General features: G+C 63.0%; 22 protein-coding genes. 9 read left to right on the plus strand and 13 right to left on the minus strand.

What is annotated here, in order from left to right:
* The 6 genes from VGN68_RS12040 to VGN68_RS12065 all read right to left on the minus strand — a co-directional run bounded on the left by VGN68_RS12040 (position 1) and on the right by VGN68_RS12065 (position 7143).
* Positions 1 to 1332 (minus strand): dicarboxylate/amino acid:cation symporter, encoded by a 1332-nt coding sequence (locus VGN68_RS12040; RefSeq protein WP_327476962.1) that lies wholly within the window; start codon positions 1330 to 1332, stop codon positions 1 to 3.
* A gap of 79 nt (positions 1333 to 1411) precedes the next feature.
* Complete coding sequence (locus VGN68_RS12045) at positions 1412 to 3193, minus strand: SLC13 family permease (protein ID WP_414713042.1); 1782 nt, start codon at positions 3191 to 3193, stop codon at positions 1412 to 1414.
* A gap of 10 nt (positions 3194 to 3203) precedes the next feature.
* Complete coding sequence (gene aroC / locus VGN68_RS12050; RefSeq protein ID WP_327476966.1) at positions 3204 to 4280, minus strand: chorismate synthase; 1077 nt, start codon at positions 4278 to 4280, stop codon at positions 3204 to 3206.
* Positions 4277 to 5104, minus strand: coding sequence for an SDR family oxidoreductase (locus tag VGN68_RS12055; protein ID WP_327476968.1), 828 nt, complete (start codon positions 5102 to 5104; stop codon positions 4277 to 4279). Before VGN68_RS12055 ends, aroC begins: the two co-directional genes overlap by 4 nt.
* Positions 5101 to 6141, minus strand: coding sequence for a YihY/virulence factor BrkB family protein (locus VGN68_RS12060; protein ID WP_414713043.1), 1041 nt, complete (start codon positions 6139 to 6141; stop codon positions 5101 to 5103). The genes VGN68_RS12055 and VGN68_RS12060 overlap by 4 nt, the downstream gene beginning before the upstream one ends.
* Before the next feature lie 60 nt (positions 6142 to 6201).
* Complete coding sequence (locus tag VGN68_RS12065) at positions 6202 to 7143, minus strand: DnaJ C-terminal domain-containing protein (protein WP_327476972.1); 942 nt, start codon at positions 7141 to 7143, stop codon at positions 6202 to 6204.
* Positions 7144 to 7268: 125 nt separating this feature from the next.
* On the opposite strand from VGN68_RS12065, the gene pdxH reads away from it, so the two are divergent.
* Positions 7269 to 7847: a pyridoxamine 5'-phosphate oxidase gene (gene pdxH, locus VGN68_RS12070; protein ID WP_327476974.1), complete on the plus strand. Its 579-nt coding sequence runs from the start codon at positions 7269 to 7271 to the stop codon at positions 7845 to 7847.
* Positions 7844 to 8677, plus strand: a complete 834-nt coding sequence (locus tag VGN68_RS12075; RefSeq protein WP_327476976.1) for a PhzF family phenazine biosynthesis protein — start codon at positions 7844 to 7846, stop codon at positions 8675 to 8677. Before pdxH ends, VGN68_RS12075 begins: the two co-directional genes overlap by 4 nt.
* 405 nt (positions 8678 to 9082) lie before the next feature.
* On the opposite strand, the gene VGN68_RS12080 is transcribed toward VGN68_RS12075, so the two are convergent.
* Positions 9083 to 10240, minus strand: a complete 1158-nt coding sequence (locus tag VGN68_RS12080) for a serine hydrolase (protein WP_327476979.1) — start codon at positions 10238 to 10240, stop codon at positions 9083 to 9085.
* Positions 10241 to 10247: 7 nt separating this feature from the next.
* Here VGN68_RS12080 and VGN68_RS12085 point away from each other — a divergent pair, with 7 nt between their 5' ends.
* Positions 10248 to 10667, plus strand: a complete 420-nt coding sequence (locus VGN68_RS12085) for a hypothetical protein (protein WP_327476981.1) — start codon at positions 10248 to 10250, stop codon at positions 10665 to 10667.
* Between the two features lie 10 nt (positions 10668 to 10677).
* Here VGN68_RS12085 and VGN68_RS12090 read toward each other — a convergent pair whose 3' ends face one another.
* The 4 genes from VGN68_RS12090 to VGN68_RS12105 form a co-directional block, all read right to left on the minus strand.
* On the minus strand, positions 10678 to 10923 hold the full coding sequence (locus tag VGN68_RS12090; protein ID WP_327476983.1) for a hypothetical protein: 246 nt from the start codon (positions 10921 to 10923) through the stop codon (positions 10678 to 10680).
* A gap of 3 nt (positions 10924 to 10926) precedes the next feature.
* Positions 10927 to 11709 carry an AraC family transcriptional regulator gene (locus VGN68_RS12095; protein ID WP_327476985.1) on the minus strand — a complete coding sequence of 261 codons (783 nt, stop codon included), beginning with the start codon at positions 11707 to 11709 and terminating at the stop codon, positions 10927 to 10929.
* A gap of 224 nt (positions 11710 to 11933) precedes the next feature.
* Positions 11934 to 12854 carry an alpha/beta hydrolase gene (locus VGN68_RS12100; protein WP_327476987.1) on the minus strand — a complete coding sequence of 307 codons (921 nt, stop codon included), beginning with the start codon at positions 12852 to 12854 and terminating at the stop codon, positions 11934 to 11936.
* Positions 12855 to 12887: 33 nt separating this feature from the next.
* Positions 12888 to 13475: a helix-turn-helix domain-containing protein gene (locus VGN68_RS12105; RefSeq protein ID WP_327476989.1), complete on the minus strand. Its 588-nt coding sequence runs from the start codon at positions 13473 to 13475 to the stop codon at positions 12888 to 12890.
* A 35-nt stretch (positions 13476 to 13510) separates the two neighbouring features.
* Between VGN68_RS12105 and VGN68_RS12110 the strand changes: the two genes are divergently transcribed.
* Positions 13511 to 14428, plus strand: a complete 918-nt coding sequence (locus VGN68_RS12110) for an alpha/beta hydrolase (protein ID WP_327476991.1) — start codon at positions 13511 to 13513, stop codon at positions 14426 to 14428.
* 230 nt (positions 14429 to 14658) lie between these two features.
* Positions 14659 to 15066 (plus strand): hypothetical protein, encoded by a 408-nt coding sequence (locus tag VGN68_RS12115; protein WP_327476993.1) that lies wholly within the window; start codon positions 14659 to 14661, stop codon positions 15064 to 15066.
* On the opposite strand, the gene VGN68_RS12120 is transcribed toward VGN68_RS12115, so the two are convergent.
* Both VGN68_RS12120 and VGN68_RS12125 read right to left on the minus strand, forming a co-directional pair.
* A complete protein-coding gene (locus VGN68_RS12120) occupies positions 15057 to 15941 on the minus strand; it encodes a pirin family protein (RefSeq protein WP_327476996.1) in 885 nt (294 codons plus the stop codon). The two genes, VGN68_RS12115 and VGN68_RS12120, sit on opposite strands and share 10 nt — an antisense overlap.
* Positions 15938 to 16219 carry a BolA family protein gene (locus VGN68_RS12125; RefSeq protein WP_327476998.1) on the minus strand — a complete coding sequence of 94 codons (282 nt, stop codon included), beginning with the start codon at positions 16217 to 16219 and terminating at the stop codon, positions 15938 to 15940. The genes VGN68_RS12120 and VGN68_RS12125 overlap by 4 nt, the downstream gene beginning before the upstream one ends.
* A 178-nt stretch (positions 16220 to 16397) precedes the next feature.
* Between VGN68_RS12125 and VGN68_RS12130 the strand changes: the two genes are divergently transcribed.
* The 4 genes from VGN68_RS12130 to VGN68_RS12145 all read left to right on the plus strand — a co-directional run bounded on the left by VGN68_RS12130 (position 16398) and on the right by VGN68_RS12145 (position 19105).
* On the plus strand, positions 16398 to 16889 hold the full coding sequence (locus VGN68_RS12130) for a J domain-containing protein (RefSeq protein WP_327477000.1): 492 nt from the start codon (positions 16398 to 16400) through the stop codon (positions 16887 to 16889).
* A gap of 12 nt (positions 16890 to 16901) precedes the next feature.
* A complete protein-coding gene (locus VGN68_RS12135; RefSeq protein ID WP_327477002.1) occupies positions 16902 to 17339 on the plus strand; it encodes an ester cyclase in 438 nt (145 codons plus the stop codon).
* Positions 17340 to 17435: 96 nt separating this feature from the next.
* Complete coding sequence (gene cobS, locus VGN68_RS12140) at positions 17436 to 18425, plus strand: cobaltochelatase subunit CobS (protein ID WP_327477005.1); 990 nt, start codon at positions 17436 to 17438, stop codon at positions 18423 to 18425.
* Positions 18422 to 19105 (plus strand): hypothetical protein, encoded by a 684-nt coding sequence (locus VGN68_RS12145; RefSeq protein WP_327477007.1) that lies wholly within the window; start codon positions 18422 to 18424, stop codon positions 19103 to 19105. Before cobS ends, VGN68_RS12145 begins: the two co-directional genes overlap by 4 nt.
* Positions 19106 to 19126 lie beyond the last annotated feature (21 nt).

Consider the following 19126-nt stretch of genomic DNA (forward strand, 5'->3'; position numbering starts at 1 on the left):
TCAGGCGGCGGCCTGATCCGCCGCCGTCGGTTCGTCTGCTACCCCGGCCGACACAACCGTGGCGGCCACCAGATCGCCGATGACGTTGAGCGTGGTGCGGCACATATCAAGAAAACGATCGACGCCGAGCACCAGCCCGATACCGGCCGGCGGCACCCCGACCATCGCCAGGATCAGCGCAATGACCGGCAGCGACCCCGCCGGAACGCCAGCGGTACCAATGCCGCCCAAAATGCAGACCGCCATCACCATGATCTGCTGCTGGAGCGTCAGGTCGACGCCAAAAAACTGCGCCAGGAAAATCACCGTCACGCCCTCGAACATCGCGGTGCCATTCTGGTTGGCTGTCGCGCCGATGGTCAGCACAAAGCGCGCCACGCGGTCAGGCAGGTGCAGCCGGTCACGCGCGACACGCAGCGCGGTCGGCAGCGTCGCGTTAGACGATGCGGTCGAGAAGGCCATGACAAAGGCCTCTTGCGTCTGCTTGAAAAATTCGACCGGCGATTTCTTGGCGAGTGTTTTCAGCAATATCGGGAAAACGATGAACATCTGGATCCCGAGCGCAAGCAGCACGACCCCGACAAACGCCGACAATCGGACGAGCAGGTCAACCCCGAACTGCGCCCCCAGATTGAACATGAAACAGAAAATGGCGATCGGAGCGAGCTGGATGACCAGCCCGATCAGCTTCATCGCGACTTCGAACACACCCTCGATCGCGGCTTTCAACGCCTGTGACTGCGGTGTCTGTACCATCATCAGGCCGATGCCGAAAAACAGCGCGAAGAACATGACGGCCAGCACGTCATTCTCGCTCATCGCGAGGAAAAAATTGCTGGGAACGATGGCCACGATCGCGTCGGCCCCCGCCTTGGCTTCCTGGCTTGACTGGATGATGCTGCCGGCGCGTTCGGCGCCGTCGGCGATCAGCGACCGGGCCAGGGCCGGATCAACACCGGCGCCCGGCTGGAGCAGATTGACGACCAGCAGGCTGATAGCGACAGCGATCGACGAAACGATCACGGTGTAAATCAGGGTGCGAAGGCCGACGGTTTTCAGCGCCCGCATTTCGCCCATTTCGGCAACCCCCACGATCAACGCAGAGACCAGAAGCGGGATGACGAGCATGAACAACAGGCGCAGGAAAATATCGCCGACCTTGCCGAGATAGAAGATAACCTCTGCCACCCACGGCTGCCCCGCGGCGCCATAATGCGCCGCCAGCCCGGCCAGCAGACCGCCGACAAAGCCGATCAGCATCCGCCATTGCAGGCGCTTGGCTCGCGCATCCTCGCTCAACGCGACGGGCGCCACCATCGTTGTGTCGGCCATCTTTATCTTCCCCTTGTCGCGACCGTTCAAACCTTGACCCTAGCGACCGCCCCAAATGCGCGCAACCGGCGCTCCCGCCTCAGGTCATGAAAAAGACGATGGCCAAACAGGTCGAAACCCCGGTGATGATATTGAGCGGAACGCCGATTTTGACGAAATCGATGAAGCGATAATCGCCCGCGGCATAGACGATCGTATTGGTCTGATAGCCGATCGGGGTGGCGAAACAGGCCGAGGCGCCGATCATCAGCGCGATCACCAGCGGCCGCGGATCGACTCCCAGTTCGGCGGCGATGGCCAGCGTCACCGGCGTCATCAACGCCGCCACGGCATTGTTGCTGAGCAGTTCGGACAGGATCAGCGCGAAGAAATAAATTCCGAAAACGAGCACCCAGGCAGGCGCATCGGCGAGCGAAGGTTTGACCCACCCGACCATCATCGCGACCGCGCCGCTGTTTTCCAGCGCCAAGCCGACGGCGAGCATCGCGAAGATCAGGATGAGCACGTCGCCGTCGATCGTCCCCCACGCCTCTTCGCTGTCGATGCAGCGGGTGATCAGGATCACCCCGATTGCGATGATCGCCGCGACCCCGATGGTCAGCACATTGAGCGCCGCCAGCGTGACGACGCCGAGCATACAGACAATCGCGATCCAAGCCTTGCCGCGGCGAAAGGCGCGGACTTTTGCCAGATCGGCGCCGATCAGGTGCGGATTGTCGCGCAGCGCCTCCACCTCGTCCGGCCCGCCCGCCACCAATAGCCGGTCGGCGGGGCGGATGCGGACGCTGGCAAGGTCAGGGCCGGGTTGGTGCGCCGGGCGGTCGAGGCCGATGATGCGGGCGCGGATCTTTTGCAGAAAGGGAATGTCGATCAGCCGCTGGCCGATCGCGGGATGGTTCGATGCGACCATCGTTTCGACCACCATGTCACCCTCGGCCGGATCGCCGCTGCCGATCCCGAGCCTAAATCGTCCCTGCTCGCGCCAGGTCATCAACGTCGCGCCATCGACACGAACGATCAGGCGGTCGCCGGGGGCCAGAATCCAGTTCTCCAGTTCGGCGCCACGGACCACCGCCGACGCGCGCCGAATGCCGACGATCCGCCCCGTGCGCGGCAGGTCGCGAAACGCCTCGACCGTCATGCCAACAAGGTCGTCCTCTTCGTCCAGCACAAGTTCGGAAAGATATTGGTGCGCGTCATGCGTCCCGGCCGGTCCCTTGATCGGACTATCTGCCGGAAGCAGCCACCACATCAGGGCCAATCCGATCATCCCCGACGCCGCGGTGACCAGGCCGATCGGGGTAATCTCGAAAATGCCGAATCGCTCCATACCCGCATCGCGCACGATGCCGTCGACGACGAGGTTGGTCGAAGTGCCGATCAGGGTCAGCGTTCCGCCGAGCACCGCGACGATCGACAGCGGCATCAGCAATTTTTTGGCGCTGACCCCTGTCACCTCGGCCAGTTTCAGCATGATCGGCACCAGCACCACGACGACCGGCGTATTGTTCAGGAACGCCGAGGCGATCAGCGCCCCCACCAGCACCTCGACGATCGCAAGGCGCGGATGCTTTTCGGCCCGTTTCATGATGGCGTCGGCGACGCGTTGGATCACCCCGGTGCGGATCAACGCCCCCGACAGCACGAACATCGCCCCGATGACGATCGGCGCCGAGTTTGAAAACACCGAATACATCGCATCGGAATCGAGGATGCCCAGCGCCAGATAGACGCACGCGCCAACGACGGCGATCACCGTCGCAGGCAGGCGTTCCAGCAGGAAACCGACAAAAATGCCGGCCAGAATGATCAGGGAAATGACCGCCTGATGCGCTTCGACAAAAGCCTGAACAACCTCGATCACCGTCGGATCAGCCGCACTGCGCGCGGTGGAGCAGCTTGTGATCGGCGAGGACGAGTGCCATCATCGCCTCGACCACCGGGGCGCCGCGGATGCCGACGCACGGGTCGTGGCGGCCTCTGGTCACAATGTCGGCGGCCTCGCCCGCCTTGTTGATCGTCGGCACCGGGGTCAGGATCGAGCTGGTCGGCTTGAACGCGACGCGCACGACCACCGGCTGGCCGGTCGAAATGCCGCCCGCGATACCGCCCGCATTGTTCGACAGGAAATCGGGGCGGTTGCTGCCATCAGTCGCCGGGCGCATCGGGTCGGCATTTTCCTCACCGCGCAATCGCGCCGCTTGAAAGCCCGCGCCAATTTCGATGCCCTTGACCGCATTGATCCCCATCATTGCAGCGGCGAGGTCGCTGTCGAGCTTGGCATAGATCGGCGCGCCCCAACCGGCGGGAACACCGCTCGCCGCACATTCGATGACCGCGCCGAGAGAACTGCCCGCCTTGCGCGCGGCGTCCATCAGGCCTTCCCAGCGCTGCGCGGCAGCGGGGTCCGGACAGAAAAAGGGATTGCGGTCGATTTCTTCGAGGTCGAAATTCGCAGGATCGATCGCATCGCCGCCGATTTCGGCGACCCACGCGTGGATTTGCACCTCGGGGATCACCAGCCGCGCAACGCCGCCCGCCGCAACCCGCGCCGCGGTTTCACGCGCGCTCGACCGGCCGCCTCCGCGATAGTCGCGGATGCCATATTTGGCGTCATAGCTGTAGTCCGCGTGACCGGGACGATAGGCCTGCGCGATGTCGCCATAATCCTTCGATCGCTGGTCGACATTGTCGATCATCAGGCTGATCGCCGTGCCCGTCGTCTTGCCCTCGAACACCCCCGACAGGATGCGAACCTGGTCGGGCTCCTGTCGCTGCGTCGTGTGGCGCGACTGGCCCGGACGGCGCTTGTCGAGGAAGGGCTGGATGTCGGCCTCGGACAGCGACAGCCGCGGCGGGCAGCCATCGACGACGGCGCCGAGCGCGGGGCCGTGGCTTTCCCCCCAGGTGGTGAAGCGAAGAACGCGTCCGAAGCTGTTGAAACTCATACCAACGCGATGTCCGGCGCGTCTTCCTGTTTCATGCCGACGGTGTGGTAGCCCGCGTCGACATGGTGCGTCTCGCCCGTGACCCCCGACGCCAGGTCGCTGAGCAGGTATAGCGCCGAACCACCGACATCGTCGATGGTGACGTTACGGCGCAGCGGCGCGTTATGCTCGTTCCATTTCAGGATCAGGCGGAAATCGCCGATGCCTGACGCCGCAAGCGTCTTGATCGGCCCCGCCGAGATCGCGTTCACGCGCACCCCCTGCGGACCATAGTCGTTGGCAAGATATTTGACGCTCGTTTCGAGCGCCGATTTCGCCACGCCCATCACATTGTAGTGCGGGATCACCTTTTCAGCACCATAATAGCTGAGGGTCAGCAGCGATCCGCCACCCTTGCCCGTTTCGGGATCGAGCGGCGGCATCATCGCGACCGCGCGCTTGGCGGCCGCGGTAAAGCTGTACACGCTGATGTTCATCGTCATCAGGAAATCGTCGAGCGTCACATCGGCATAATGGCCGCGCAGCGCCTCCTTATTCGTATAACCGATCGCATGGACGACAAAGTCGATCGTCGGCCAGCGCGCGGCGAGCGTCGCGAACGCGGCGTCGAGATTGTCCATATCCGCCACGTCGCAGTCGATCAGCAGGTCGCAGCCAAGCTCGTCGGCCAGCGGCTTCACCCGCTTCAGCATCACGTCGCCCTGATAGGAAATCGCCAGTTCGGCGCCATGCGCGCTCAGCGCCTTGGCAATGCCCCAGGCGAGCGACTTGTCGTTGGCGAGACCCATGATCAGCCCGCGCTTGCCCTGCATTAAACCCGTCATTTTGCGTCTCCGGCCTTCTCAATCATCACATCGTCGATGCGCCCAATAGCGTCGTGGCCCAAATCCTCAACCTCGACGAGCGCGGCATTGAGTTCGGCGCCCATCACCATACCCAATCCGACGAGATAGAAAAAGAACAGCGCGACCATGACACCCGCGAGGCTGCCGTAGGTTGCGTCATAGCTGAGCAGGCTGGCGAGCAGCGGCGGCAGCGCGAGGGTGACGCCAATCCACCACAAAGTGGTGAACAACGCGCCCGGCCATTTGGGGAAATTGCGGGTGCGATACTTGGACGGGGTGAGCGAATAGAAGAGCATATAGATCGCCAGGAACAGGCCGAGCCCCGATACCCCGCGCGAGATCGCGACCACCCCCCACGACTGAAATTGTTCGGGCAGCACGCGGGTGACAAATTGTTCGATGCCGACAATCAGCACCTGCATGCTGAACGACAGCAGCATCAGCACGACGGCGCCGGTGATGATGCCGATCGACAGCAGTCGGTAATGGAAAAAACCCTTGCTGAAATGGGTGCCATAGGCGCGGCGCAGGATGTCGCGCACGGTTTCGATCAGGCTGCCCACCGTCCACAGCGCGACAAGCGCGCCGAGCCACAGGAAGATGCCGGTGCGCGCGCTCATCACTTCGCGGATCGGCCCCGACAGCGCGTTGGCGACCGTCGGTGGCATGGTCGAAAACACCGCCTCGATCGCCGCTTCGCCGCCGACGCTGCCACCGAGCAGCGAGAAAGCCGCGGCGAGCAGGATGAAGAAAGGAAAGAGCGCGATCAGCGCCAGATAGGCCAGATTACCCGCGTGGATAAAGCCGTCGGTATAGGTGCCGACGACGACGCGGCGAACGATCTTGAACGCCCGCGTTCCCGGCCCCAGCGTTTCGCGGCCACGATGGATCAGCCCCTGCGCGCGGGCGCGCAGCTGGAACCGCTTGGCGCGCTCGGCGCGCGCTTCGGGCGAGTGCGGCGAATGGCCACCCGCCAGAAATTCCTGATCGACCTCATTGGCAACCCGGCGTGCCAGCTCGTCGATGGCGGCAGCCTCGGCGGCCGTCCGGCCCTTGGGGGTGGCATCAGCCACGCATCAGACGCCCAGGTCGGCCCGCACCGCGCGCGAGTCGGTCCAATCGCCGAGCAACGCCGACAGCGCAGCGTTGTCGGCCGGTAAATCGACCATCAAGCGAACCAGCTGGTCGCCGCGCTCGCCGCCCTTCTGGCTAAAGCCTTTGCCTTTCAGCCGCATGACCTTGCCCGACGACGACCCGGCGGGGATCGACAGCATCACGGGGCCATCGACGGTCGGAACCTTGACCTTGGCGCCCTTTACCGCCTCGTCCAGCGTCACCGGCAGGTCGAGCCGGATGTTGGCGCCGTCGCGTTCGAAAAAAGGATGGTCCTTGACCATGATCGTGACGATCCCGTCGCCAGTGCCGCCCGGCCCCGGCTGGCCCTTGCCGGCCAGCCGCATCTGGGTGCCGCTTTCGACCCCGGCGGGCAGCTTCAGGTCGATCGTGCTGCCATCGGCCAGCGTGATCCGCTGCGGCGCCTGCGTCGCGGCATCGATGAACGACACCGACAGCCGATAAGCAACATTGGCGCCTTTTGGCGGTGGTGCGCTGCGCCCGCCGAAGCCGCCGAACCCGCCACCCGCCGCGGCGCCACCGCCGCGCCCGAACAGGCCTTCGAAAATATCGCCGAAATCGGCGCCCTCATTGCCGAAACCGCTGAAGCCGCCGGGCCCGCTGCGCTGATCGCCGCGAAACCCGCCGCCGCCGCCGCCGCCATAGCCAAAGGGCATCGCCGGATTGCCGTCGCCGTCGATCTCGCCGCGGTCGAACTGCGCGCGCTTGGTCTTGTCGGACAGGATGTCGTAGGCCCGCGTGACCTCGGAGAATTTCTCCGACGCCTTCGGGTTGTCCTTGTTCTTGTCGGGGTGCAATTGCTTGGCGAGCTTGCGATAGGCGGTTTTGATTTCCGCTTCGCTTGCGCCTTTTGCGACGCCCAGGGTGGAATAGGGATCTGCCATATTGTTCCTGTAGCCCGATAAGTGATTGGCCGGGAAGGCCCGATTGCGCGTCGATGTGGGAATGTGTCACGAAGCGGTCAAGTTCCGCCTTCCGTGTGGCCGAGCCTCGCAGTATGACCACGCACATGACAGATGATCCCTTAGCCCTGTTCGACGACTGGTTTGCCGAGGCGCGGACAAGCGAACCCAACGACGCCAATGCAATGGCACTCGCTACGACCACGGCCGATGGGCATCCGTCGCTGCGCATGGTGCTGCTTAAGGGGCATGGTCCTGACGGGTTTGTGTTTTACACCAATCTCGACAGCCGCAAGGGTGGCGAACTGGCGGCGAATCCCCACGTGGCGCTGCTTTTCCACTGGAAATCGCTGCGACGGCAGATCCGGATCGAAGGGCCGGTGGCGCCCGTCGACGACGCCACCGCAGACACCTATTTCGCCACGCGTGGCCGCGACAGCCAGCTCGGCGCCTGGGCGAGCGACCAGTCGCGCCCGCTCGCCGATCGCGCGACGTTCGAGGCGCGCTTTGCCGCCATGCAGGCGCGGTTCGAGGGGCAGGATGTGCCGCGCCCGCCGCGCTGGTCGGGGTGGCGCGTGACGCCATCGGCGATCGAATTCTGGCAGGATCGCGCGCACCGGCTGCACGAACGCACCGTCTTTACCCGCACCGGCAACGGCTGGTCGAGCGGGATGCTTTACCCATGAGCGCGGCGCGGCGCCTGCCGATCAGCCAGGTCGATGCCTTTGCCAGCCGGCCGTTTACCGGCAACCCCGCGGCGGTGATGCCGCTCGAAGAATGGCTGAGCGATGGCGTGTTGCAGGCGATCGCGGCCGAAAACAACCTCGCCGAAACCGCGTTCCTGATCCCCGACGAGAGCGGCGAGGCAGATTATGAGCTGCGCTGGTTCACTCCGACGGTCGAGGTCGCGCTGTGCGGCCATGCGACGCTTGCCAGCGGGCATGTGCTGCTGTCGGCGGCGCCATGGCGTCAGGAAATGCGCTTTCGCACCCGCAAGGCGGGCATATTGCAGGTAACGCGCATCAATGGAGAAGAGGGCGAGAACGCGGGTTATCGCATGGCATTGCCCGCTTATCCGCCCGCGCCGAAAGCGATGCCCGAAGTCGTCCGCGCCCTCGGCGGCGATCCGGTCGAGACACAATGGCACCCCGGCCGCTATGCGATCATCGCCTATCGCGATGCGGCGAGCGTGCGTGCGCTGGCGCCCGATTTTCGCGCCCTCAAGGATGGCGGCGACGTGCTCTATATCGCGACCGCGCCCGGCGCCGGCGACCCGTCGGGCGCCGATGTAATCAGCCGCGCTTTTGCTCCCGGCGCGGGCATCGACGAGGATCCGGTCACCGGGTCGGCGCACAGCGTGCTGACCCCCTATTGGGCGGCGCGGTTGGGGCGCGATCGCTTCGCGGCATATCAGGCGAGTGCGCGCGGCGGCCATGTCGGTTGCCGCCTCGACGGCGAGATGGTCGAGCTGACCGGCCACTGCGTCACGACGCTGGTCGGCGATTTCCTGCTGTAGGGTAGGCACCTCGGTCGGTTTTTCGACCGAAGCACGACATCAATAGCATCGTCATCCTGAACTTGTTTCAGGATCCATGGTCGGCCGTTTCCTTCGGCGCTACGCCAAATTCGATTTCAGGCCATGGATGCCGAAACAAGTTCAGCATGACGAAATTAGAGGACCGCTCCCCACCCCAAAAACCGACGCCCCTCAAATTTAAGTCTTTCCTACAATTTCCGGCTATGCCAGCATTTACTCAGGCTCTTTCATTTGGTGGATAAAGCAGTCACTGCCGTCTTGCGCCAGATCGGTGCACGGCGCGCGCGTACAGCGCCTCGCGAGGCTCAAATTGGCGGCGCATAGGGCTGAACTTTCCTGAACTTTGGGCGATCCATGCTCGGCGCAAGGCCCAGCCCGATCCGGTCAAAGCGCGGCCGTCAGATCGGCCAGATGACGGCGCAGCGCCGGAAACTGATCGCTTTTGGTCACCCCCAGCCGGACGATCGTCACCCGCTGCGACGGCGAGACGATGATGTATTGCCCTTGGTGGCCGATGCAGGCGAACAGGTCGTTGGGACCGCGGTCGGGCCATAGTGCGGGCTGCGCGCCCGCCGGACGCTTGCGGTTGAGCCAGATATGCCCGCCATAGCCGCGATCGTTGGCCGATGGGCTCAGCATGAAGTCCATCCAAGTTTCGGGCAGCAGCCGCTGGCCGTTCACGACGCCGTGGTTGCGCAGGAACTCGCCAAAGCGAGCATAGTCGCGTGCCGTCGCGTGCATGATCGATCCGCCAATCATCGTGCCGCTCGCGTCAAATTCGGGGGTCAGGCTGGTCATGCCCAACGGCTCCGCCAAGCGACCCGCTATGAATTCGCGCATCGCATCGCGGCGCGCCGCGGGGTTTTGCGCAGGCGTCAGCGTGTCGGCAATGATGTCGGACAGGATCACGCTGGTTGCCGAACTATAGTTGAAAACTTCGCCGGGTTGCGCCGCCGCGGGCTTGGCTTCGGCAAACCCCGCCATATCGGGGGCGCCGGGACCGAAGAGCATATCGACCGTATCACCCTTCCACACCGGATCGCCATTTTCGACATGCTCGAGCCCGGCCGACATATGCAGAAGATTTTTGAGGGTAATCGCGCCGCGCGGATCGCCGCTGCGTTGCCACGCCGCCACCGGCGCCGGTCCGTCGAGCGCCAATTGGCCATCGGCGACCAGAAAGCCAGTCAGGACCGCCGTGATGCTTTTGGCCATCGACCAGCTGATCAGCTTCGAATTGGGACCGAAGCCGGCACCATAGCGTTCATAGATTGGTTCACCGTCGCGCAGGACAAGCAGCGCTCGCGTCTCGCCGACGTCCTCCGCATGGACGAACAGTGCATCGGCGCGTGCTTTTATCGCGGCGGGCAGCGCAGGAAGCGATGGCGGGATATCGGAAACCGCGACGCCATCGAGCGAGGCGCCGAATTTGGGCGCGGGCGACGCGGGCGCCAGATTGCCCTGCCCTGCCGCCTGAACCAGCGACAAGGCGCCGAGCATCGCGAGAGCGGCACTTGCCAGCAGCCGTTTTTTCGTGATCATGGGATGAGTGACTAGCACCAACCCGACCGGTCCTTCAACGGGCGAAAATCCCGCCGTCGCGCCGCCGCCGATCGCCCCGGCGCTACCGCCGCGTCGGCGCAAAAAACCCAGCCGCTGGGGCGGGTGCCTGCCATGGATACTGGTGTTGGCAGTGCTGTTTGCGGTGTTTGCTGTCTGGAAATTCCCTTCGTTCGAGGCGCAGGCCGAACTCGGCTCAGCCTATGCGGCGCGCGTCGGCTGTTCGTGCCGCTATGTTCAGGGGCGCAGCCTGGAAAGCTGTCAGACTGATTTCGAACCCGGTATGGAGATGGTATCGCTGAGTGAAGATTCCGCGACGAAAACGGTGACCGGCAGCGTGCCACTGCTGGCGTCGCGCAGCGCGCGTTATGCGGGGGCGAGCGGTTGTTTGCTGCGGCCCGAAAACTAGGGACCTGACCCTAAGGCGCGATCCGCCGGGCCAAAAGAGCAACCGCTGCCGGGGCGCCGAAAACCAACAGCCAGATCCCCGCCTCCTCGGCCCAGCCGTAACCGGCGTACAGCACCCCGACGAGCAGGTTGGCGATCGAGATGGCAAGCCACAAGATGAGGAACATCCGCGTCGCCCGCGCCGCGTCGCGGATTGTCACGCGGAGCACGATCAGCAGCGCCAGTCCGGCGAGCAGCATGATGACGGTGTGCGACATCGATTAATCCTCCCAGGCTGGCGGCAAAATAGCCGAAACATGCCGCCGCCGCCACTCGCCCGGCGACATGCCCAGCTTGCGACGAAAAATCGCGCACAAGTGGGCGTGGCTGGAAAAGCCGGTCGCAAAGGCGATCTCGGCCACTGACAGCGGGCGGTTCATCAGGAACCAGCACGCGCGCCGCAGCCGCTGGCGCAGCATATATTGCGCCGGGGTATAGCCCGTCGCCCGGGCGAAATGGACGATCAAGCTGTTGACCGACATGCCGACCTTCGCCGCCATCTCTTCCACCGTCAGCGACAGTTCGAGCTGGGTTTGGATATAGGCCATCAGGTCATTCATGCGCTGGGTGACGGCGGACGAGTCCCGACGCACCACCATGCCGTCCAGCGTTTTGGCGAGAACGGTCACCAACGGATCGGCTGCCGCAGCATCGCCGGCTCCCAGAGCGCGCACCAGCGAAGCCAGCGCCATGTCATAATGCCCCGCGAGCGCGCGGGCGTCGGGCGCAACGACCAGCCGCGCGGCGGGAATTTCAACTTCGATGTAACGGACGCCGCCGCCCTTTGCGTCACCATGATAGCGGCGACCGGCCGGCGCCAGCCACATCTCGCCAGGCAAAGGATCTCCCAGCGAGGTTCGCTGGTCGTCGAGCCAGGTTTCGAGCCAGTGGTAGCTGCCGGCTTCATACAAGTAGAGGACATGGACGTCGCGTTCGACCGTCCAGCTCGACGGCCCTTCAATGCGATCAACGATCGAGGCGACCCTGAGTCCTCCCAATTCCATGGCACGAATATGGCAAGTTGGGGAGAATGTGAAAGCCTGCCATTTGCACCAAACCTATGGTTAACTCGCCCCTCCAGAATCCTTGGATAACGGCGGAAAATGGGGAAAAACTGCCGTTGGACAGACCATTTTGCGTGTCTCCCCGACACGTCTTACCAGCCCCCCCAGGCGGGCGGCGAATACGCCGCCCGCCACTTTTTTGGCCAATGGGAAATTGTATTAACTCAGTCGGTCATGAGGAAATCGTCCATCGCGGCATTGACCGCGTCCGGCGCCTCCCACGGCACGAAATGACCGCAATCAGGAACATGAACGATCCGCACTGCGGGGACGAGATCGACTATTCCATCAAGATTGCACGGCGGCAGCGCGACGTCCTCGAGCGCCCAGATCACAAGAGCGGGGATCGTCAGCTTGGGAAACGGGGGGACGGGCGGCTCGACATAAGGCGCATCCATCGCCGGGACAATCGATGGTGACCCGCGGTACCAGTTGATCATCGCCCGGCAGGCGTCACGATCCTCCCAATCCTTCAGCAGTCGGGCGATCTCGTCGGGCGGCTGGATGCCGCCGCTGGGGACGCGTCCCGCAAAGGCATGGGCAAGGATGCCGGCGATGCCATGTTCCTCGATGATTGGGTCGCTCGCGGGATCGCGAAAGATGCTGATATACTGACTCGCCGCGCGCTGCTGCGGGTTGGTGAACAACAGCCGCTGAAAGATGGCCGGGTGCGGTGCGTTGGCGATGACGGCGCGGGTCACTCGTCCCGACCATGCCGGATGCAGTCCGTTTGGCTGGCCGCCCAGCGCCACCCCCCATGCGATCGCCCCGCCCCAGTCGTGGCCGACAATTGTAAATTCGCCGACGCCGAGCGCATCGGCGAGCGCAAAGATGTCGGCGATCAACTTGTCGGGGGTATAGGATTCCGCGTCCTGTGGCTTGGACGACCCCCGATAGCCGCGCTGGTCCGGCGCGATGCAGCGAAACCGGGTCGCAAAATGCGGCAGCTGATTACGCCAGGTACGATGCGATTCGGGAAAGCCGTGGAGAAAGACGAGCGTCGGCGCGTCGCGCGGACCGATGTCGACGACGTCGAGTTCGATTCCTGTTGTCAATGCCACGCGTTGCTGCCGGAAATCCCTCATCAACTGCCCCCTCCCGATTGGTCTGCGCCGTTTCTATGGCCCGGATTGCTCCGTCATCGCAACGCCCAAGGCTGCTAGCCGCGCCTGCCAGATGCGCCGCGCGGCGTGCGCTGCATCGGCCGAGCCCGTCGCCGCGATGCGTTGCAGCACGCCTTCATACAGCAGCGCCAGCTCCTCGGCCGCCGCCGGTGGGTCGGCCACCCCTGCCGCCGCCAGTTCGGCGGTAAACCAGCGAGCAAGCTCCACCTTGTGCGCGGCCGCGACCTGACGGCTGGCCTCATGGGCGGCGGCATCGCCGAACTCAAGCAGCGCGCGCGAAAAGGGACAGCCGTGAAAGCCGGGATTACCCGCCAACTGGGCCAATATGTCGAACAGCGCCAGCATCCGGTCGCCCGGGGCCGCGGCGCGCGCGTCGATCGCCGCCAGCAACGATCGCCGCGTCCGCAGGTCGCGCGCACGCAGCCATTCGGCGAACAACCCCTCCTTCGACCCGAACTGCTTGTACAGCGTACGCTTGGTCACGCCCGCCGCCGCGGCGAGCGCGTCGACGCCGGTCAGGCCAAAGCCGTTGCGCGAAAACAGCCGTTCGGCGGCCACCAATATTGCATCGCGTTTCGTCATAGGTATACTGATCTGTATACAAGGAGAATCGCCCCATGCCCAGCCCCCAGCCTTCCATCGATCCCGCCGTCCTCGACACGCTGGCCTTTTCCGGGCTTGACGAACCCGCGTTCCGCACTCGCGCCATCGCGTCGCGGCCCGGGTTGGCGTTGTTCGAACATAATTTGTCCTTCATCCGCTATCGCATCGCTGGGCGTGATGCCGACAAACCGACGCTGGCGATTTTGCCCGACGCCCCGGCAACGATTGAGAGCTATGACGCGCTGATCGCTGCGCTGGAAGATCGATTCAACATTGTGATCATGGAATTGCCGGGCTTCGGCTTTTCGTTTCCCGTTTCTGCCGAAGCATTGGGCTTTGAGGCCAGTTGTCAGATCATCGCCGCGGCGTTGCGATCGCTCGACCTGCCGCGCGTCGTACTGGTCGGACCATGCATTCAGGGGCTCTACGCGGCGCGTATAGCGACGATCATGGGCGATGAACTGGCCGGCGTCATCATCGGGCAGACTGGCGATTTCGCGGCAGAGGATAAGTGGATTCACGCGACGCTGGGCGGGGCGATCCTCGCGCAACCCTTTGCAGGCCAAATCGGATTCCGGCTTAACCGCGTCAAGACGACGATCGATTTCTGGATCCCATTTGCCGCCGGCCCCTCGGCTCCTGTCGCGGCCCTGCAGGACGAGGCGCGTAAAATCCAGGCGGCAAACTGCTGTTACGCCTTAGCGTCTCAGGTACAAAAACTGGCTGAAATCACCGATCCGTTGATCGATGTCAGCATTCCAGCAGCGATATTTTGGGGGCTTTCGGACAAATCGCATGTCGCTACGGATCGTAAGTCGGTTCAAAAATATGCCCCCGATGCAAGCTATACCGAATGGAGCGATATCGGCCACTTCGCCGACATCGAGGCGCCCGAAAAGATCGCCGCATTGGCCTTTGATCTGCTCGGTTGAACCTGTGCAGCGGCGAACGATGCATCGCCAGCTCGTTTCGACGAATTTTTTCAACCCTAAGCCGACCGCTTTGATTCGTTCTGCCACCTTGTGCAGTTGTACGATGCCAAGGTCCAAGTGGTCGACCAGCCCTAACTTATCTCCTTGATAAACAAAATTTATCGGTCTGATTATTTGAGAACGTCCACAGCGATGATAGCGCAACACGATCAACGTCAGGACGAAACTTCATGCCCCGCCCCAACGCCAAGCTAAAAGTTGCGAAACGCGTCGTTTTGGAAACCCGTTTCGCTGGCATCGCCGCAGGCAGCGTCCTGTTCGTGGCGACGCCCGAGATAGTTGCCACCTATATCGCCCGCATCCCGGCCGGTGCCACGAAAAGTATCGAGCAGATGCGGCGCGAACTGGCGCGGCGCCACAAGAGCGATGCGACCTGCCCGGTTTCGACGGCCATTTTTGTCAGACAAGTGGCCGAACATGCGCTCCGCCGGTTGGCGGAGGGAAGCGCCCGCGACGCCGTCACGCCCTTCTGGCGCGTCGTCGCGCCAGGAACGGCTATTGCCAAACGATTGCCCGTTGACGACGATTGGATCGCGAGCCAGTTGGCGGTTGATCGCGTTTTTGCCGATCAGGGGTAGCTTACGGTCTTCGGAACCTCGGGGATCGGGATAAACTCCTCGCTATCCCCTGGCACAAGCGGGAATTTGCCATCTTTCCAGTCATGTTTCGCTTGGTTGATCCGATCGCGGCTGGAACTGACGAAATTCCACCATACGTGGCGCGGCGTCGTGAAGGCTTCGCCGCCGAGCAGCATCACGCGCGCGTCGCTGTCAGCACGCAGCGTCATCGCCTGCCCGGGTTTCAATATGTAGAGACTGTAGCGATCGAGCTTTTCGCCATCGAGGCTCGCGTCACCCAGTGCGACCAGCACTGCGCGCTCGTCGGCCTCGGCTTCGATCGTAATGCTGGACCCAGCGTTCATCAAGATGTCGGCGTAGATCGTCGCGGCATGCTGGGTGATCGGCGACGTTGCACCCCATAGGCTACCCATGATGACCCGCGCCGACACGCCGCCATCCTCGACCAGCGGCAGATCGTCCTTCGCGACATGCTCGAACGCCGCGTCAATCTCTTCCTTGCCGTCGGGCAAAGCGAGCCAGGTCTGCATCCCCGAAATGCCGGACCCGGTCGCACGTTCGGCGGCGGGCGTGCGTTCCGAGTGAACAATGCCGCTACCCGCGGTCATCAGGTTGCAAGCCCCCGGGCGGATTGTCGCGAGCGTCCCCAGGCTGTCGCGATGATCGATCGCGCCGTCGAACAAATAGGTGACCGTCGCCAGGTTGATATGCGGATGCGGGCGCACGTCCATGCCTGCGCCAATATCGAAATGCGCGGGGCCGAACTGATCGACGAAGATGAACGGGCCAACCATCGTGCGCGATTTGCTTGGTAACGTCCGCCGCACTTCAAAGGCGCCAAGATCATGGGTCGAGGGGGTGATAACGTCCATCATGATTCTCCCGGCGCGGTCGCTTTGATCGCGAGCGCGTGAACGCGCTGCCCCGGCAGGTCGCCGAGTGCCTTGTTGACCGCGCGCTGGCGGGCGACGCGATTCATGCCCGCAAAGCCAGCCCATTCGATCGTCAGGCTAAAATGCGATTCGCCCGATCCATCGTCGCCGGCGTGACCACGATGTTTCGCGCTGTCGTTGCTCACAACGAAATTGGCGTCGGGGAAAGCCGCACGGAGCAGGTTTTCCATCTCTTGTTGCACGGGGCCATTGCTGCTCATGGGGTTGACCATAAGCGCTTCGTCGCCAAATTATAAGACCTCCCTTCCCCTTGGCCCCACCACTCGAAAGCGTATTTTGTCGACGTCACCCCGCCCCAACCGTTTCCATGGTCGCGTCCCACGCGACGAGCCCTGCGCGGCGCCCGGATGCCGCGAGCCCGGCGAGTTTCGGGCGCCGATGTCGTGGACGCGTTCGCCCGACGGACCGCCGCAGTATCGCTGGCTGTGTCTCGACCATGTCCGCGAATTCAACGCGGGGTATAATTTTTTCGAGGGCATGAGCGCCGATCAGATCATGGCGGCGCAATCGCCGACCGCCGGCTGGGAGACGGAAAGCCGAACGTTTCGCGCTGCGGGCAGCGCCGACCTGCCGCCGCGCTGGGCCGATTTCAAGGATCCGATCGATGCGCTGGGCGCGCGGTTCCGGCAGCGCATGGACGAGGCGCGGCGCGAGGCGAAAAATCCCGGTCTGTCGCGCGAAGAACATGCCGCGATGCAATTGCTCGCCCTACCCGCTGAGGCCGACCGCGCCGCGCTGCGGCGGCGTTACAGCGAGCTCGTCCGCCGCTACCATCCCGACCGCAACGGCGGCGACCGGAGCTTCGAGTCGCGGCTGGGTGAGGTCGTCGCTGCGTATCAGTTGCTCCGCAAGACGAAAGCCTTTGCCTGAGGGAGAAGGACGATGAGCGAATTGGATGACGCCCGGATCGAGGTCGTCCGCCGCCATATGGCGCTGGAGATCACCCATGATTGGGATGGCGTCATCGCGACCTTCGAGCATCCGCGGTACGAACTACTCGGCCCCGGCACTGTGTTCGACGGCGAAGCCGCGGTGCGATCCTATTTCGCCGCGTCGCGCGAACCCTTCCCCGATCAAGCGAATGAGGTCATCGCGATTGCCGCCGATGCCGCGACCGACACGGTGCTGGTCGAATTCTGGCTGACCGGGACGCATCTTGGCCCGCTTAAGCTCGGCCCGCGCACGATTGAGCCGACCGGCAAGGCGTTCCGCATTCGCATCGCGGCGAGTTTCGAATTTGCCCCCGGGAGCGACAAGATCATCTGCGAACGCCCCTATTACGACCAGTCGGCGGTGATGAAGGCGCTCGGCCTCCTCTGAAAAGGCGTTGCAAGCTGAAACCGACGCCTATACCGCGCTAGCCGAAGCGCCGGGTACCGGCGACTCTCTCCCGACCGCCTTCGCTGGACCTTTGACATGACCGATATTCCGAACAGCCTTCCCGACCATCATGGTTCGACGCTTCTCGCGGCGCCCGATATCGAGGTCGATGCACGCGAGCTGTTCGGTATCGACATCGACATGAAGGTTCCGGCGTTCAGCGAAGCCGACGAGCGCGTCCCCGATCTCGATCCCGCCTATGTCTTTGACGGCGACACGACGCTCGCGATCCTGGCGGGCTTCAAGTTCAACCGCCGCGTGATGGTGCAGGGCTATCACGGCACCGGCAAATCGACGCATATCGAACAGGTCGCGGCGCGGCTGAAATGGCCGTGTATCCGCGTCAACCTCGACGCGCATATCAGCCGTATCGACCTCGTCGGCCGCGACGCGATCGTGCTCCGCGACGGCCAGCAGGTTACCGAGTTCCGCGAAGGGTTGCTCCCTTGGGCATTGCAGACCCCGACCGCGCTGGTGTTCGACGAATATGATGCGGGGCGTCCCGACGTGATGTTCGTGATCCAGCGCGTGCTGGAGGCCGAGGGCAAGCTGACCTTGCTCGACCAGAACCGCGTCATCCGCCCCAACCCCTATTTCCGCCTGTTCTCGACCGCAAACACCGTCGGGCTCGGCGACACGAGCGGGCTGTATCACGGCACGCAGCAGATCAACCAGGGCCAGATGGACCGCTGGAACATCGTCGTCACCTTGAACTATCTGCCTGCGGCGACCGAAAGCGCGATCATTCTCGCCAAGGTGCCGAACACCGACAACACGACCGTCGCCAATATGGTCAAGGTCGCCGATTTGACCCGCCAGGGTTTCATCAATGGCGACATCTCGACCGTGATGAGCCCGCGCACCGTGATCAGCTGGGCGCAGAATGCCGCGATCTTCAACAACCTCGGCTTCGCCTTCCGCCTCAGCTTCCTTAACAAATGCGACGAGGCCGAACGGATGATCGTTGCTGAATATTATCAGCGCGTGTTTGGCGAAGATTTGCCCGAAAGCGTGATCGGCAAGTGATTCCGAAACAGTCGCTGGCACGTTTGGGAGCCACTCTTTTCCTTATTTTTGCTTGCTGGAATACGGCACCAGCCCAAGTGACGGCGCAAAAATTTACTGCTCTCCAAATTATAGATTTGCATTTGCCTGACCGAGCATTTGAAGATGCCATCGCCCCAACTTTGCAGCGAATTCGCGATGATATCGAAGCTAACGAACAGACGCGGGCATTAGAGAAGAAGTTTCCTGGCGCACGCAAGACGCGCGCCGATGCGATGGTCATCGCAACCAGCGCTATATACAAGATTAAATTTGATCAAGCTGTGGGGGAAGTCGTGGTCGAGCTTTCTAGTCAGTTCGCTCCGGCTTTGTTAGATGAGGCACTCAATTTTTATCAAAAGCCGCACGTCGCCAATTTTCTCACGTTTGTTCGAAAGCAAAGGCCCTGTCAGGCAGCAATTGTAGCCGAATGTGAACGGCAAGGAGCGGTGGCGGCGAACGATTTCTTCTTAGAAGCCCCAAAGGACGAGAAGGAGGACTGGGCCGCATTCCTTTCGTCGGATGCAGGACGGGTGGATGCCTTCCTCGAAAACTTGTTGGGCCTCGTATTAGATCGCTTTGCAAAAATGCCCCTCACACCCGCCGAAAGTGAGGCCCTCCTCAAGAACGATAGGGAAACCTTGCGCAGGATCCAAAGCTAGCACCTTTTCCTCAATATCTAA

It is taken from the genome of Sphingopyxis sp., assembly GCF_035998965.1.
In the GTDB taxonomy this organism is placed as follows: Bacteria; Pseudomonadota; Alphaproteobacteria; order Sphingomonadales; family Sphingomonadaceae; genus Sphingopyxis.

Excerpts from the sequence above, each read along its gene's own strand:
- VGN68_RS12040 (WP_327476962.1), bottom strand. The coding sequence starts at position 1,332 with ATGGCCGACACAACGATGGTGGCGCCCGTCGCGTTGAGCGAGGATGCG.
- aroC (WP_327476966.1), bottom strand. The coding sequence starts at position 4,280 with ATGAGTTTCAACAGCTTCGGACGCGTTCTTCGCTTCACCACCTGGGGG.
- VGN68_RS12055 (WP_327476968.1), bottom strand. The coding sequence starts at position 5,104 with ATGACGGGTTTAATGCAGGGCAAGCGCGGGCTGATCATGGGTCTCGCC.
- VGN68_RS12065 (WP_327476972.1), bottom strand. The coding sequence starts at position 7,143 with ATGGCAGATCCCTATTCCACCCTGGGCGTCGCAAAAGGCGCAAGCGAA.
- pdxH (WP_327476974.1), top strand. The coding sequence starts at position 7,269 with ATGACAGATGATCCCTTAGCCCTGTTCGACGACTGGTTTGCCGAGGCG.
- VGN68_RS12075 (WP_327476976.1), top strand. The coding sequence starts at position 7,844 with ATGAGCGCGGCGCGGCGCCTGCCGATCAGCCAGGTCGATGCCTTTGCC.
- VGN68_RS12080 (WP_327476979.1), bottom strand. The coding sequence starts at position 10,240 with ATGATCACGAAAAAACGGCTGCTGGCAAGTGCCGCTCTCGCGATGCTC.
- VGN68_RS12090 (WP_327476983.1), bottom strand. The coding sequence starts at position 10,923 with ATGTCGCACACCGTCATCATGCTGCTCGCCGGACTGGCGCTGCTGATC.
- VGN68_RS12095 (WP_327476985.1), bottom strand. The coding sequence starts at position 11,709 with ATGGAATTGGGAGGACTCAGGGTCGCCTCGATCGTTGATCGCATTGAA.
- VGN68_RS12100 (WP_327476987.1), bottom strand. The coding sequence starts at position 12,854 with ATGAGGGATTTCCGGCAGCAACGCGTGGCATTGACAACAGGAATCGAA.
- VGN68_RS12105 (WP_327476989.1), bottom strand. The coding sequence starts at position 13,475 with ATGACGAAACGCGATGCAATATTGGTGGCCGCCGAACGGCTGTTTTCG.
- VGN68_RS12110 (WP_327476991.1), top strand. The coding sequence starts at position 13,511 with ATGCCCAGCCCCCAGCCTTCCATCGATCCCGCCGTCCTCGACACGCTG.
- VGN68_RS12115 (WP_327476993.1), top strand. The coding sequence starts at position 14,659 with ATGCCCCGCCCCAACGCCAAGCTAAAAGTTGCGAAACGCGTCGTTTTG.
- VGN68_RS12120 (WP_327476996.1), bottom strand. The coding sequence starts at position 15,941 with ATGATGGACGTTATCACCCCCTCGACCCATGATCTTGGCGCCTTTGAA.
- VGN68_RS12125 (WP_327476998.1), bottom strand. The coding sequence starts at position 16,219 with ATGAGCAGCAATGGCCCCGTGCAACAAGAGATGGAAAACCTGCTCCGT.
- VGN68_RS12130 (WP_327477000.1), top strand. The coding sequence starts at position 16,398 with ATGTCGTGGACGCGTTCGCCCGACGGACCGCCGCAGTATCGCTGGCTG.
- VGN68_RS12135 (WP_327477002.1), top strand. The coding sequence starts at position 16,902 with ATGAGCGAATTGGATGACGCCCGGATCGAGGTCGTCCGCCGCCATATG.
- cobS (WP_327477005.1), top strand. The coding sequence starts at position 17,436 with ATGACCGATATTCCGAACAGCCTTCCCGACCATCATGGTTCGACGCTT.